General features: G+C 64.2%; 16 protein-coding genes and 1 pseudogene. 9 read left to right on the forward strand and 8 right to left on the reverse strand.

Going from position 1 to position 12,478, the window contains the following annotated elements; all coding sequences use genetic code 11:
- Window positions 1-56: 56 nt before the first annotated feature.
- Window positions 57-329: a helix-turn-helix domain-containing protein gene (locus tag ACIPXZ_RS14375; RefSeq protein WP_400595477.1), complete on the reverse strand. Its 273-nt coding sequence runs from the start codon at window positions 327-329 to the stop codon at window positions 57-59.
- Between the two features lie 240 nt (window positions 330-569).
- Here ACIPXZ_RS14375 and ACIPXZ_RS14380 point away from each other — a divergent pair, with 240 nt between their 5' ends.
- The 3 genes from ACIPXZ_RS14380 to ACIPXZ_RS14390 all read left to right on the forward strand — a co-directional run bounded on the left by ACIPXZ_RS14380 (window position 570) and on the right by ACIPXZ_RS14390 (window position 2,446).
- Window positions 570-914: an ArsR/SmtB family transcription factor gene (locus ACIPXZ_RS14380; RefSeq protein WP_400595479.1), complete on the forward strand. Its 345-nt coding sequence runs from the start codon at window positions 570-572 to the stop codon at window positions 912-914.
- Entirely contained in the window at window positions 911-1,897 is a 987-nt protein-coding gene (locus ACIPXZ_RS14385) for a TIGR03086 family metal-binding protein (RefSeq protein WP_400595481.1), read from the forward strand. The genes ACIPXZ_RS14380 and ACIPXZ_RS14385 overlap by 4 nt, the downstream gene beginning before the upstream one ends.
- Window positions 1,898-1,963: 66 nt before the next feature.
- Window positions 1,964-2,446, forward strand: a complete 483-nt coding sequence (locus ACIPXZ_RS14390) for an SRPBCC family protein (protein ID WP_400595483.1) — start codon at window positions 1,964-1,966, stop codon at window positions 2,444-2,446.
- Window positions 2,447-2,522: 76 nt separating this feature from the next.
- Here ACIPXZ_RS14390 and ACIPXZ_RS14395 read toward each other — a convergent pair whose 3' ends face one another.
- The 3 genes from ACIPXZ_RS14395 to ACIPXZ_RS14405 form a co-directional block, all read right to left on the reverse strand.
- Window positions 2,523-3,374, reverse strand: coding sequence for a hydroxymethylpyrimidine/phosphomethylpyrimidine kinase (locus ACIPXZ_RS14395; protein ID WP_400595485.1), 852 nt, complete (start codon window positions 3,372-3,374; stop codon window positions 2,523-2,525).
- An 88-nt stretch (window positions 3,375-3,462) separates the two neighbouring features.
- The gene (locus ACIPXZ_RS14400; RefSeq protein ID WP_400595487.1) at window positions 3,463-5,064 is read right to left on the reverse strand and encodes a hypothetical protein; all 1,602 of its coding nucleotides are present in this window, start codon (window positions 5,062-5,064) and stop codon (window positions 3,463-3,465) included.
- Window positions 5,065-5,075: 11 nt separating this feature from the next.
- A complete protein-coding gene (locus ACIPXZ_RS14405; protein ID WP_400595489.1) occupies window positions 5,076-5,870 on the reverse strand; it encodes a hypothetical protein in 795 nt (264 codons plus the stop codon).
- A 220-nt stretch (window positions 5,871-6,090) separates the two neighbouring features.
- On the opposite strand from ACIPXZ_RS14405, the gene ACIPXZ_RS14410 reads away from it, so the two are divergent.
- From ACIPXZ_RS14410 to ACIPXZ_RS14425, 4 genes are all read left to right on the forward strand, one after another.
- On the forward strand, window positions 6,091-6,789 hold the full coding sequence (locus ACIPXZ_RS14410) for a queuosine precursor transporter (protein ID WP_400595491.1): 699 nt from the start codon (window positions 6,091-6,093) through the stop codon (window positions 6,787-6,789).
- A gap of 207 nt (window positions 6,790-6,996) precedes the next feature.
- On the forward strand, window positions 6,997-7,434 hold the full coding sequence (locus tag ACIPXZ_RS14415; protein ID WP_400595493.1) for a hypothetical protein: 438 nt from the start codon (window positions 6,997-6,999) through the stop codon (window positions 7,432-7,434).
- Window positions 7,427-7,759 (forward strand): transcriptional regulator, encoded by a 333-nt coding sequence (locus tag ACIPXZ_RS14420; protein ID WP_400595495.1) that lies wholly within the window; start codon window positions 7,427-7,429, stop codon window positions 7,757-7,759. Before ACIPXZ_RS14415 ends, ACIPXZ_RS14420 begins: the two co-directional genes overlap by 8 nt.
- Window positions 7,760-7,905: 146 nt before the next feature.
- Complete coding sequence (locus tag ACIPXZ_RS14425; protein ID WP_400595497.1) at window positions 7,906-8,331, forward strand: hypothetical protein; 426 nt, start codon at window positions 7,906-7,908, stop codon at window positions 8,329-8,331.
- A gap of 84 nt (window positions 8,332-8,415) precedes the next feature.
- Here ACIPXZ_RS14425 and ACIPXZ_RS14430 read toward each other — a convergent pair whose 3' ends face one another.
- Window positions 8,416-9,102, reverse strand: a complete 687-nt coding sequence (locus ACIPXZ_RS14430) for an ArsR/SmtB family transcription factor (protein ID WP_400595499.1) — start codon at window positions 9,100-9,102, stop codon at window positions 8,416-8,418.
- A gap of 66 nt (window positions 9,103-9,168) precedes the next feature.
- Here ACIPXZ_RS14430 and ACIPXZ_RS14435 point away from each other — a divergent pair, with 66 nt between their 5' ends.
- Window positions 9,169-9,774: a flavin reductase family protein gene (locus tag ACIPXZ_RS14435; RefSeq protein WP_400595501.1), complete on the forward strand. Its 606-nt coding sequence runs from the start codon at window positions 9,169-9,171 to the stop codon at window positions 9,772-9,774.
- Between the two features lie 78 nt (window positions 9,775-9,852).
- On the opposite strand, the gene ACIPXZ_RS14440 is transcribed toward ACIPXZ_RS14435, so the two are convergent.
- Window positions 9,853-10,260: a DUF6264 family protein gene (locus tag ACIPXZ_RS14440; RefSeq protein WP_400595503.1), complete on the reverse strand. Its 408-nt coding sequence runs from the start codon at window positions 10,258-10,260 to the stop codon at window positions 9,853-9,855.
- A gap of 168 nt (window positions 10,261-10,428) precedes the next feature.
- On the opposite strand from ACIPXZ_RS14440, the pseudogene ACIPXZ_RS14445 reads away from it, so the two are divergent.
- Window positions 10,429-10,644: pseudogene (locus ACIPXZ_RS14445) on the forward strand (cation transporter); the annotation flags it as partial.
- On the opposite strand, the gene ACIPXZ_RS14450 reads toward ACIPXZ_RS14445, so the two are convergent.
- Both ACIPXZ_RS14450 and ACIPXZ_RS14455 read right to left on the reverse strand, forming a co-directional pair.
- Window positions 10,612-11,244: a hypothetical protein gene (locus tag ACIPXZ_RS14450; protein ID WP_400595709.1), complete on the reverse strand. Its 633-nt coding sequence runs from the start codon at window positions 11,242-11,244 to the stop codon at window positions 10,612-10,614. The pseudogene ACIPXZ_RS14445 and the gene ACIPXZ_RS14450 overlap by 33 nt on opposite strands.
- Before the next feature lie 37 nt (window positions 11,245-11,281).
- Window positions 11,282-12,478, reverse strand: a complete 1,197-nt coding sequence (locus tag ACIPXZ_RS14455; RefSeq protein ID WP_400595505.1) for an amidohydrolase family protein — start codon at window positions 12,476-12,478, stop codon at window positions 11,282-11,284.

Below are 12,478 nucleotides of genomic sequence, written 5' to 3' on the forward strand. Positions count from 1 at the left end.
CGGGGCCCGAAATTTCTGTCAGTGGGGACCGTTAGGCTGCGGTCATGGAGAGGTGCTCAGGAATCGTTCGATTGCACGACGTCGATGAGTTCCCGGGCGTCTACCTTGAAGACGCGGGCCAGTGCGAGCAGGTTGGCGACGGTCGGGTTCGACGCGGAGCGGTCGCCGTAGTCGCGGTAGCCGAGTTCCAGGGTGCGGTAATAAGGGCGGGACATTCCTGCGAAGTCCGCCACCTCGGCCTGAGTCCAACCGAAGTCCGCCCGGAGAGCCTGTAAACGCTGGCCGAGGGCCTTGGCGGCTTCCGAGGAGATCTTCGTGTGGGAGGACATTCCTCCATGACAGAATGAATATTCCACCATGATGACATATATATGTGTCAATGTATGCGAGCTTGATCACTCTCATTCGCCAGCGTGGTGAAGTGGGTGTTTTTTCGTCCACAGGCGAGGCGGTGGTCCAGTGCCGGCGGCGGCCTAGTGCTCTTGTTTGCGCGCGGGTATTGCGCGTGGACCGGGCTGGGCATTGCGGGGTCTTGACTTAATGAGTTAGTGATTACTAACGTATTGAACATGCCGGATGCACTGGAGGTCGCAGCGGAGCCGAATAGACGCAGGCTCCTGCAACTTCTTGCGTCCGGCGAGCGAACCGTCACTGAACTGGCCGGGCACTTCACCGTGACCCGCTCGGCCATCTCTCAGCATCTTCTGCTCTTGGAGACCGTCCATCTGGTGGTGGCGCGTAAAGAGGGCAGGAGCCGTTACTACAGCCTCGACCCCGCCGGGATGGCCCGGCTCCGTGCCCTGGTGGAACAGTTCTGGAACGCGGAACTGGAGCTACTGGCCCGGGATGCGGAACTCCTCGCCGCCCGGAAGACCGCTTCCGCTGCGGAAGACCTCACAAAGGATTCGCCATGAAATACAGCAAGACCCTTCTTCTTCCGATCACTCCCGACGAAGCCTTCGCCTTGGTCACGGAACCGGACCGGCTCAGGCGCTGGCAGACCGTGGTGGCCCGCGTCGATCTCAGGGTGGGCGGGGAGTATCGCTGGACCGTGACCCCCGGCCATCATGCCGTGGGCACTTTCAAGGAGATCGAACCCGGCCGCCGCGTGGTCTTCGGCTTCGGCTGGGAAGGCGAGGGGATGAGCCCCTCCGCGGACGGTTCCACCGTCACCGTGACCTTCACGCCGTCCGGCGCGGGCACGGAGGTGCTTTTCGAACACGACGGGCTCACGGCCGAGGAGCTCCCCGGGCACACCGAAGGCTGGGACCACTTCATGGAGCGGCTCGAAGCGGTCGCCGCCGACGGAGTGGGTGCCGGCCCCGACCCGTGGGCCGCCTATCCCCAGGACCTCGCCCTCGTGAACACTGCGGAGTCCGCGCTGGCGGTACTCCTGGATGTGCTGCGCCGGATCGGTACGGACGATCTGGACCGGCCGACTCCGTGCAGTGACTTCACGGTCTCCCAGCTGGCTGATCATCTCGCGGGATCGCTGCTCACCGTGGGTGCCGCGGCCGGGGCGGATCCGGTGGACCGCGCCGAGGCAGGGCTGGAGGCCCGGATCGCAGGCCTGGCCCAGACCGCTTTGGAGGCCTACTCCCATCGCGGTCTGGAGGGAACGGTCACCCTGCGGGTGGGGGAGGTGCCCGCCGAGATCGCGGCCCGTATTCTCAACATCGAACTCCTGGTCCACGCCTGGGACTTCGCCACGGCCTGCGAGCTGCCGATCCAGGTGGCGGATGAACTGAGTGCAGCCGTCGAGAAGACCGCTCACGTCCTCATCACCGACGGCGTGCGCAAGAGCGGAAGCTTCACGGACGCCGTGCCCGTCGCGGAAGCGGCCGGGAGTCTTGAACGGCTGATCGCGTTCACCGGCCGTGAACCGCTCGGTGTGTGAGCCGGAGCCCCGCGTCACGGAAAGACACCCCGTGACGCGGGGCCTGGACCGGCCTAGGCTGAACCCATGAGCACCTTCGCCGTCAGTCGCAGCGCTTTCATTCCCGCCGCGCCCCAGGACGTCTTCGCCCATGTCAACGACTTCCACCTGTGGGGAGCCTGGTCTCCCTGGGAGAAGCTGGACCCGGCGATGAGCAAGAACTACAGCGGCCCGGAATCAGGGCCTGGCGCCCACTACTCCTGGGAGGGGAAGAAGGCCGGTTCGGGGAACATGACCATTGAGGCGGCCACCGCGCCGGAGTCCTCCACGGACGGGGCGGGTTCGATCGACATCGATCTGCACTTCCTGAAGCCCTTCAAGAACAACAATCACACGCTCTTCACCTTCGTCCCCGAGCGGGACGGCACCAAGGTCACCTGGACCATGAGCGGCGAGAACAAGACCCTCTTCTCCAAGATCTTCGCCAAGGTCTTCAGCATGGACAAGATGGTGGGCAAGGACTTCGAAAAGGGTCTGGCCGATCTGAGCACCGTGGCGACGAGCCGCTAGTCTGCGCCCGCGAAGTTACAGCTGGTGCCCCTATGAACTGGTTTTAGGGGCACCAGCTGTAACTTCGCGAAGGGGGTCAGGCCTTTGCGATCCCGCCCTGCCACAGGGCGGTGAACGGGGCGCCGGAGGCGACGCGGTTCTGGATGCCCCGGGTCACGAACGCCTTGGCGGTGCGAGCCGCTTCCAGGGGAGTGGCGCCCTTGGCCAGCTCGGCGGTGACCGCCGCGGCCAGTGAACAGCCGGCGCCGGAGACGGCCACTTCGCCGATCTTCGGAGCTGCCAGCACTTCCAGGGTCTGCCCGTCATAGAAGACGTCGACGGCTTCGTCACCGGAGAGCCGGACCCCGCCCTTGGCCAGGACCGCCGCTCCGCTGAGCTCGTGGATCTTCTTGGCCGCCGCCACCAGCTCTTCGACGGTGGAGATCGTCATCCCGGACAGGGACTCGGACTCGAAGTGGTTCGGCGTGACAAAAGTCGCCAAGGGCAGGATCTGCGACTTCAAGGCCTGATCCGTGTCCAGGGCGTGCCCCGGTTCCTGGCCCTTGCAGATCAGCACCGGGTCCAGCACGATGTTGCGGAATCCGCCGTCCTGCAAGGCCTTCTCCACGGTGGAGATCGTGGCCGGGCTTCCCAGCATGCCGATCTTGACGGTGTCCAGCACGCTGTCGGCGCCCGAGCCGGTGCCGTACGCCGCCGTCGTCGCCTCCAGCTGGTCTGCGATCACCTGCTGGTCCACCGGCACGAAGCGATGATTCCAATTGTCCTTCGGGTCGAAGGACACGATGCAGGTCAGGTTCGCGATCCCGAAGACGCCCAGCTCCTGGAAGGTCTTCAGATCGGCCTGGGCGCCTGCGCCACCGGTGGCTTCGGAACCGGCGATGGTCAGCGCGATGGCGGGGGACGAGGAGTGCAGTTCGGACGACGTCATGTGACCATCCTCCCATTCCTGTCCGGGTGCGGCGTTGTGCGGAAGAACAGTGGACGACGACGGCGGTGAGGCGGACGGGCAGTGGTGCTTACTGCTTGCGGCCGATCTGGGATTTGGTGGAGGAGACCTGAGCGGGGTCGTCCGTGAGGAAGCGCTGAGTTGAGGGAAGATTCTTGTAGTCATTCAGCGGCCCGGATTTTTCTGCCTCACCAACGGAGGTAGCGTACTTTCCGTAGTCGTGATTGGCCTTGGGGTCGCCAATTCCGGCGGGACTTTTCAGATCGACGACGGTCGCGTTGTTCTCGCTACCGAAGGGTATTAGAGGCACGCCAGCCACGGTACTGAACTTGTGGTTCCCTAGGTCAAGTCGTGGCACTACGTCCTTATCGTGTTGGATGGCTACCGCGTCGATATTGTCCGGAACACTGACGGAGTCAATAGGAGACCCATAGGTGATCAGGTTCGTCACGTTGTATTTATCGGTGAATTCATCGTTCGAGGCGAGGTCGGCGGCGATAATCCCTCCCTGTGAGTGACCGACCAAAAGCACAGGAGCGTCGCGAGGAATTCCTGCCTGGTCCAGAGCCAATTCAATCGATTTGGTGGCGGTCGACTCGCCGTTGGCGACGCTTGTTAGATTTCCCGTGAGATCAAGCGGATTGTCACCCGTCTGCCGATCCCATGATTCGGTGCCAGGGATACTCACGATGTAAGCCGGGCCCTGTCCGGGCTTGTTTACCTCGGTGATGCGGACGGTGGACCCGTCATTCTTCTCGTCCCCGTAAGCCTTGGTGACCCCTCCTAGGATGTCCTCCAGGTGCTCGGGAACAGGAGTGTTGGAACCCCCGGAACCCACCCCGACAGGGACTGGTGGACCGGCAGTCGGATGGCCGTCGTCGAGAATATGGGGGTGATTTATGCCTCCTGAGAAGAGTACGGAACCAAGGTTGAGTCCCGAACCTGTAAGTTTTGTCGCACCGGCGAGGACTTGAGAGATCGATGGAAGCTCACCGTGGACGAGAGGGTCCCACTGCAGCAGCTTGGCGAGGTCAAGGGAGTCGTTTAGAACATCCCCGACGGCATCCGGAATGTTGTTGAGGGGCGAATGAGATCCGTTCTTAGCCCAGTCCCAGGCGTTCCCCGCCCCGTCCTTGGCTCCCTCAGCCACATCCACGCCCCGGTCTCTCAACCAGGAGAACCCGTCCTGAGCGCCGTCTGCGACATGCTCGGCGGTGTCCTTGGCGCCGTCGACGACATCTTCGGCTTTGTCCTTGGCCCCGTGCAGCAACCCGCCGACTTTGTCTTTGGCTCCGTGCAGCAGTCCGCCGACGACCCCGCGACTGGACTTTGCTTCCGAACCGTTGGACTCACCCGAGGCCAGGAGCCTGCCATACCACTGCCACGGGCTTTCCCCCGGTAGCGGCGCATTGACCCCACTGGTGGCAGCGCTGCTGGCGAACTGTTGTTCGTCAATGTTGTGCTGCAGAGTCTGTGACGCTTCGCGCAAGGCCCTGGACGTACTCATGAGAACTTGGCGGTGTCCGTTCCAGTCACTCTTGAAACGCTGTCCGTCGGGTCCGCTCCACGGACTGGACGCGATGATGGGTGTCAGTTCGCGCCCCAGAAAATCCAGCCGTTCCGCCGCGACGCGGAACGAGCGGCTCAGGCTTTTACCCTGTTCGATATCCATTCCGAACATGCTCATCGGGACACCTCGCTTTCATCCCCGGCGAGGTGGTCGACTGCTTGATAGCCGCCCAACACGTCCCAGACGAACTGGCGAGCGATGGCCCCGGGCTGGTGTCTGATCAAGACGGTTGCAGGCTGCTCGCCGTCCCCGGTACGGCGAACCCGCGCCTCCTCCAGGTGTTCGTCAAGCAACCACAGATGAAGCGCCTGGTAGCCGGGAGCCGTCAGGGAGAACTGAACGGTCGCTCGGGCCGATTGCTCCAGGGCCTCCATCGCGTCCTCCCCGATCTCGCGGCGTCCCAGTTCGCGAGCACCCCCGCTCTCTGTCGACGTCAATTCAGGGAACGGGGGGAGGGTGCGCTCGACAACCTCCCATGCTTCTTCGCCCGTGAAAAGTGTCACCACTACAGGCGTGCTCCCCGGAAGGGCGGCGCCATCGTTCGAAGGGACGGGCTGGGAAGCATCGACGGAGAGCCCCAGGCCGTCGAAAAGCGCCAGCTCGCAGTGAGTCCTGATGCCGTCTCCGGTGCTGATGAGGTTCGCTTTGATCGGTGCCTCAATCGCGGCGCGCAGAGCACGCAGCCAATCGGTGGTCAGCTCTCCAGCGGAATCCAGAATGCCGGCTTCTCGGAGTTCGGTGTCCAGCCGGTTGCGTACGTCGAGGGGGAGGGCGGCCAGTGCTGTTGCTTCCCGCATCCCGAGGCGCTGTTCGATCGGCTCGCTCCGGTCATCTGATGAGGAGGCGTGGTGCACAGCCAGCCTCCAGGCCGGGGCGCTCAGAGTGAGTGTTCTCTGTCCTTGTGTCATGTCCATCCTGTCTCCACGGTGACAACGACGGAATGATGCCGAGGTTGTGAGGACAAAATATCCTTGTGTCTGCCGTACTGACCATGGTGAGTCCTCCCCATGCATATGTCCAACATGGCCCGTGAAACAATGGTGGGCGGTGATTCTCCGGAACCATCGCCATTAGTGCTAATACAGCGGGGCCGTCCGGCCTTGGCGAACCACTAGGAATGAGAACTTCATGAGCGCGAACACGCAGGCCCCCGCGCCCGCAGGCAAGGCCCACTACGCATCCACCGGCAGCCCCTTCTTCGGGATCTTGCTGGCGGTCATGGCGGTGATCGTGATCCTGTCCAATATCGGCGCTTCCAAGGGTGTGGTGTTCGGGCCGATCGTGACCGATGGAGGCTTCTTCCTCTTCCCGCTCGCCTACGTCCTCGGTGACGTCATCTCCGAGGTGTACGGCTTCAAGGTGGCCCGCAAGGCCATCATCAGCACCTTCGTCCTCTCGATCTTCGCGTCGCTCTGCTACTGGGTCATCATCCTGTTGCCCGGCTTCGACGACGACTACGGACGCTCGAAGCAGGCCGCGCTCGAAGGCGCGCTGGGCCCGGTCCCGCAGATCGTGCTGGCCTCCCTGGTCGCGTTCCTGGCAGGCCAGACCATCAACTCCTGGATTCTCGTGAAGATGAAGGCGAGATCCGGTGAGAAGAGCCTCTGGGCACGACTCATGGGTTCCTCGGGCGCCGGTGAATTCGTGGACACGCTCATCTTCTGTTCCATCGCGGCACCGGTCATCGGCATCACGGACGCCCCGACCTTCATCAACTACGTCCTGGTCGGCTTCCTCTACAAGACCCTGGTGGAATACGTCCTGGTCCCGGTCACCTCACTGGTGATCAGGGCGATCAAGCGCCGGGAACCGAGCTACGGCGCCTGAACCGGGGCGGGGTCGCCGCCGAGCTTCCAGATCGCCAGGCGGACGACGACGGCGTGCGCTTCAGGGAAGGCGAGTCGTTCGCGGATCTGTAACACGGGCCGGGGGTGCTTTCCTGCCTCCGGGCCACTGAGCCATCGTTACTTGAGTCCCGATCGTCCATCCAAATATAGGTTTCCATGTCGGAAACTCTCAGGTAGAGTTTCCGACATGGAAACCTACAATGACTTCCCGGACGACAGCGAGGCTCGCCGGTGGCTTGATGAGGCCGCAGACGCGGAGAACGCCACTCGTAACCCTCCATTGCCGTGGGTGTTTTTCGCGCTCCAAGCCGCCCTCCTGGCACTGCTGTTCTGGGTCCAGCTGTTGCCGGCGGAGTACGTGCGTGGGGCTGCGTTGCTGTGCGCCGCTGCGATCATCGCCGTCGGCGCCCGCTGGGTTTTCCTGCGGCCAGGGTACGGATTCGTCGCACCGGACCTGCGCCGGGCGTTCCCTTACCTGTGCCTGATCGTGCTGGGCGCCGGGATCCCCGCCGCAGTGGCTCTGGGGACCGGTCTTGCCTGGCTGTGGGTGATCGCCGGGGCGATTGCCGCCGTCGTCACTCTCGGCATGGGCCGCCAGTACCGACAGGCGTTCCTCCATGCCTGATGAACCTCGCTTTGACGACTTGATCCACGCCCCTCAGAGACTGCGCATTTGCGCGATCGCCAGTGCCGCGACACATGTGGAATTCGGCGAACTTCAACGGCGGCTGGAGATCTCCAAGTCCGCGCTGAGCAAACAACTCTCCCAGCTTGTCGACGCCGGTTACCTCAGCGAGGAACGGATCACCCGCGGTGGTCGCCCGCGAGTCCGCCTATCGATGACCGACGTCGGCCGCCACGCCTACCTGACCCACCTGGCAGCGCTGCGGGAGATCATCAACGCACCTGAGGCCGGAATGCAGCCCGCCGCTCAGACGAGCACCGGGTAAAGCTCTGCCCAAGCCACACAGGAGCGAGCTCTCTCGCTCCTGTCCGATGCTCGGTGCCTCACCGGTGGTTCACCGCCACTGTTGGAGACAACGAGAACCGCCCCTGGGGGCGTCCGCCCCCGTACTCTCAAGTGATCAGGGAAACCATGAAATCCATCAAGAAGCGCTTCGCCGCTCTCCTCAGTACCTTTCTCATCGCCGCCGGTCTGATCGTCGCCATGCCAGCAGCCTCCAATGCCGCGACGTCCTCGAGCTCATGCTCGGGCAGCTATGTCTCCACAAAGTACGTCAAAAACGGATCCGGAACGGTCATCGGCCGGGTCGGTGTCTACCGCGAAGGCAACTACATGTGCGCGATCCTCATCAAAGCGGGTCCCGCATACGGCGTGCGCACCTACGTGAAGCTGGACATTCAGTCCCGTGACGGGGGCTTCAGATGGGACTTCGGGGACTTCCTTTACCGGACCGACGCGCTCCGCATCTATGCGCCGGACCACACCATCTATTTCAACGCGCACGTGGAAGGTAAGAATGGTGGCAATTTCTATGCGGAAGGATATGTCCGGGGGTAGGCGGCCCTGAGCCGCTGGAAGTGCCACTGGTGGACATCCGGTGTTGGACGCCTTCAGAATGCGGACGCAGCCTCCGGGCCGCCGTCAGTGGTCGGGGTCGTTCAGCACGGGGCCGAGAGCCAAAGATCCCTCGGGAGTGAGTCGTAGCGCTCGAGTGCCGCCGAGGCGTACGAGCCATTGTCTGCGGAGGAGAGTAGCCAGCAGCGCCTCCGCGGCGGTGCCGGCGAGGTGGTCCCTCCGTTCGGTCCAGTCCAGACAGGGGCGGGTGAAAGCCCGAATGGACGTCCTTGGCAGGTCCACCCCGAGTATCTCGAACCAGCTGTGGCCGGCCGCCGTCAGGGTCCACGTGGGGTGCAGATATCCGCAGCGGTGCATGCCGTCGGTCAGGGCCACACCCAGTCGTCCGGCCAGGTGGCGATAACAGGTGCGCGCCTCACGCAGGGCCTTGTCCGCACGCTGCGAGCGAAGAGTCGCGGCAGCCGGGACTGACATCTGGGAGAAGGCCGCGAGCGACTCCACGAGATCCGCCACGGCGGGGTTCGCAAGGCGTACATACCGGTGCCGGCCTTGCCGGACCTCGGTGAGCATCCCGGCGTCGACCAGGCGGTGGAGCTGTTCGGTGGCCGTGGGGCGGGCTATCGTGAGGGAGTCGGCGAGTTCAGTGGGCGTCCACGCCCGGCCATCCAGCAGGCTCATCATGATGGACGCCCGTGTTTCATTCGCCAGGAGAGCCGCGGTGCCTGCGAGGCCCGGCCTGCTGACGCTGTTCATGTCACCGAGTGTAGGCCGATCACGATTCGGAGCACCGCGAAGTGTTCCGGCAGCAGACTTCAGACCATGGATTCTTCAGTCGTGATTTCGCCGTCAGTGCACTACTTCGGAACGCCGGTGATGCTCTTGAGCACTCTGATGCCCGATGGGCGGACGACGAACATCACCCCTGTCTCGTCCGGATGGGCCCTTGGCGACACCTATGTTCTAGGCCTGGGTCGCGGCGGGCAGGCACTGCGTAATCTGGAAGAGCACCCTGAACTGGTGATCAACCTGCCGTCACATGATGCGGCCGCCGCCATTGAACGCATCGCCCCGACCACCGGAGCCGCCATCGTGCCTGAGGCCAAACGACGTGCGTACCGCCACGAGCCTGACAAATGGGGGCTCGGCGGCTTCGACCCTCTGCCGAGTGAGCGCGTGAAACCTGCCCGCATAGCGCAGTGTCCGGTCCAGATCGAGGCGAGAGTCATCCGCTCGGCGCCGCTCGACGACACCGACGACGCCGTGGTCGTTCACGCTCGGATCCTGAGAACGCATGCCCATGAGCCGATCATCATCCCGGGCACATCCCACATCGACGTTGAGCGATGGACTCCGCTGTACTACACCTTTCGGCACTACTTCGCTCAGGGGCCCAGCGTGGGCGTCAACTTCAGAGCCGAAGCCTGAACCGGCTGACGGCGGGCCGGCTAATCCCTTCCGGCGAGTGGGGTCTGGGAGGCTGGGCAAAAGGCGGCGGAACACCTCTTAGCGTCCAAGGCCCGCTTGCATGAGGCCGGCACCCGCTGCCCAGATCAGGATGGAGAGGCCGGCGCTGGCAAGGGTGACCCACCAAGCGGTCTTGCGACGGGCGAGGCGGATGACTGTCCAAATGACCGCTCCAACAAAGACTGCGGGCGGTACGGCAAGAGCTATCAACCACCCGGCCGACATCAGGCCTGTATTACATCGGTCCGCGTAGCACCCGTCAGACATCATCGAGAGAAAAAGAGTCAGGAATCCGAGGAAAGCGAATCCGACGACGCCGACAACGATCAAGATGATCGTTGCGATCAAGTCTGCGATCTGTGCACCTGACCTGGTCGGCTTGAGAACGCCCGGCCAAGACCCTGCCCCCACGGGGCCAGAGAATTCCGGTGGTGGCTGGGTCGTCATGGCAAGAGTATTACATGGCCCCTCACGCCCTCGAGGGAATACGCCGGCCCGACCTCGTCGTCCGCTGTGTGGCTGCAATCGCCATGCCACTAACGGTGGCGGTCTCAATCCACCAACGCACCACCCCCTGGGAAGATGCAAGGGAATCTGGGTGGAAGGAAGTCGACGGGCGGCGTTGAGGCGCAGCACTCGGCGGCAGGGATCGTGACCGTCGCGCTGAGTCTGGCGATCATGCCGGTTCCGTCCTGGTTGCAACGGCGGCCCGGCCGAGAGCTGGGATCTCGGGCTGCGGTGGTCGACTCCCACCGGACACTGCTGTGCACCTACCTGTCTGCAGTCCTTCACAGGGGGCTACTTCTCAACAGCCTGTTCGGCTGGTGGTGGCCAGGGCACCGGAGCCGCGGGCGGCGTCACCTCGACCAGCTTCCAGATCGCCAGGCGGCCGACGACGGCGCACAGCGCCCCGGCGCTGCCGAACAGGACCCCGGTGCCGAACGAGTCGCCGCCGCCACCAACGGCGGCGAGCAGCGTCATGGGTGCCGGTGTGAGGAACCCAGCGACAGCGAATCCGAGGATGTGCCACCACTGATTTCTCACGTTGCGCAGTGCGAAGACGACGCCCAGCGCGGCCGGTACCCCGACGAAGAGTGCGGGGAACGCCGCGAAGAGCGGGATGTACACCAACATCATGAGGCTGCTGCCGAGGAGAGCTGTGGCCGACGGGGCCTGGCCAGGCGAGAGTGCCTCCGGTGGAGCCACGGACCAGAAGAACCACAAGATCAACAACAGGGCCAGGAGCGTTCCGTATGAGACCAGCCAGCCGATCACGAAAGTCTTGACCGGGTACCTCACCGCGGGTCGTCGTCCGTATCTATTGTCCGGCCGCCCATATCGTCTGGCCAGCAACTCCTGAGTCTCCGGATGCAGACCCGGGATGACCGGCGCCTGACCCGCGCCCCCGCCGTCGTACGCCATGTTCCCCATGAGGGCAGCCTAGCGGCAGGGGGCGCGGTGGGCCGGTTCAGGGCAAGGGGAGCAGATCGCCTCCGGACATGATGATCCTGCGCGAGGAGGCATCAGCGAGGACTCCGATGTCGGAGAGCGGGTCACCGTCCACCGCGATGAGGTCGGCGTAGGCGCCTTCCTCCACGATGCCGGCCTTTCCGGACTCGCCGACGATCTCCGCGCCCACGATCGTGGCTGAACGGATGATCTCCAGCGGTTCCTGTACGCGGGCCCGGAGCCGGAATTCCTCCAACTGGAACGGCAGTCCTTCGCCGTGGAGATCGGTGCCATAGCCGATTTTCACTCCTGCAGACGCTGCCAGGGAGATCGATTCGAGTCCGCGCTCGAAGATGTCCTGGACGGCGGCCCGCTTCTCCGGGGCCAGCCCATGGCCGGTGGCGCCGCTGAGGATCGCCCAGTAGGTGGCGAGCGTCGGGACGTAGTAAGCGTCCTTCTCCAGGAACAGGCGGATGCACTCCTCGTCGAGCAGATTTCCATGCTCGATGGTGCGGACGCCCAGCCGCAACGCCCGCGAGACGGCTTCGGCGGTGTAGACATGGGCTGCGATGTAACGCTGGGCGAGTCTGGCTTCGTCGACGGCGGCGAGGATCTCCTCCTCGGAGAACGCCAGCGCTTCGAGCCGCATCTTGGAGATCACACCGCCGGAGAGGGTCATCTTGATGTGGTCCGCCCCGTCGCGGAACCGAGCCCGGAACGCGCGGCGGATCTCCACCTCGCCGTCCACCACCTCGGTGAGTGCATGGCCGCCTGTCGGGGCGAAGATGGGTCCGCCCGCTTTGAGACGGGGCGCCGTGAGCAGCCGCTCGTCCACGGCCCGGGCGAGCCCGTTGTCGGCCCCTCCCATGTCCCGCACCAGGGTGAAGCCTCGCAACAGCATCTCGTGCAGCACCCTCGCGGTGCGTGCCGCGTGATAGTCGGGGGTCCAGGACAGGATCTCCTGGAAGTCGCCGGAGGACTGGGTGACGTGCGCGTGGGAGTCGATGAGACCGGGCAGGACGGTGAACCCGCCGGCATCCACCTCCACGGCCCCGGAGACGGTCCGGGTTGAGGACGAGATCTCCTCGATGCGGCCGTCGCGGGTCATGATGCTCTGGGGAGCTGCGATGTCGCCGCTGCGTGGATCCAGGATCCGGGCGTTCCGCAGCACCACGGCCTCCGGGATGGAGCGGTGTGGTTCGAGTCGGACGGCCAT

Origin of the sequence: Arthrobacter sp. NPDC090010, assembly GCF_044748305.1 — a bacterium.
In the GTDB taxonomy this organism is placed as follows: Bacteria; Actinomycetota; Actinomycetes; order Actinomycetales; family Micrococcaceae; genus Arthrobacter_E.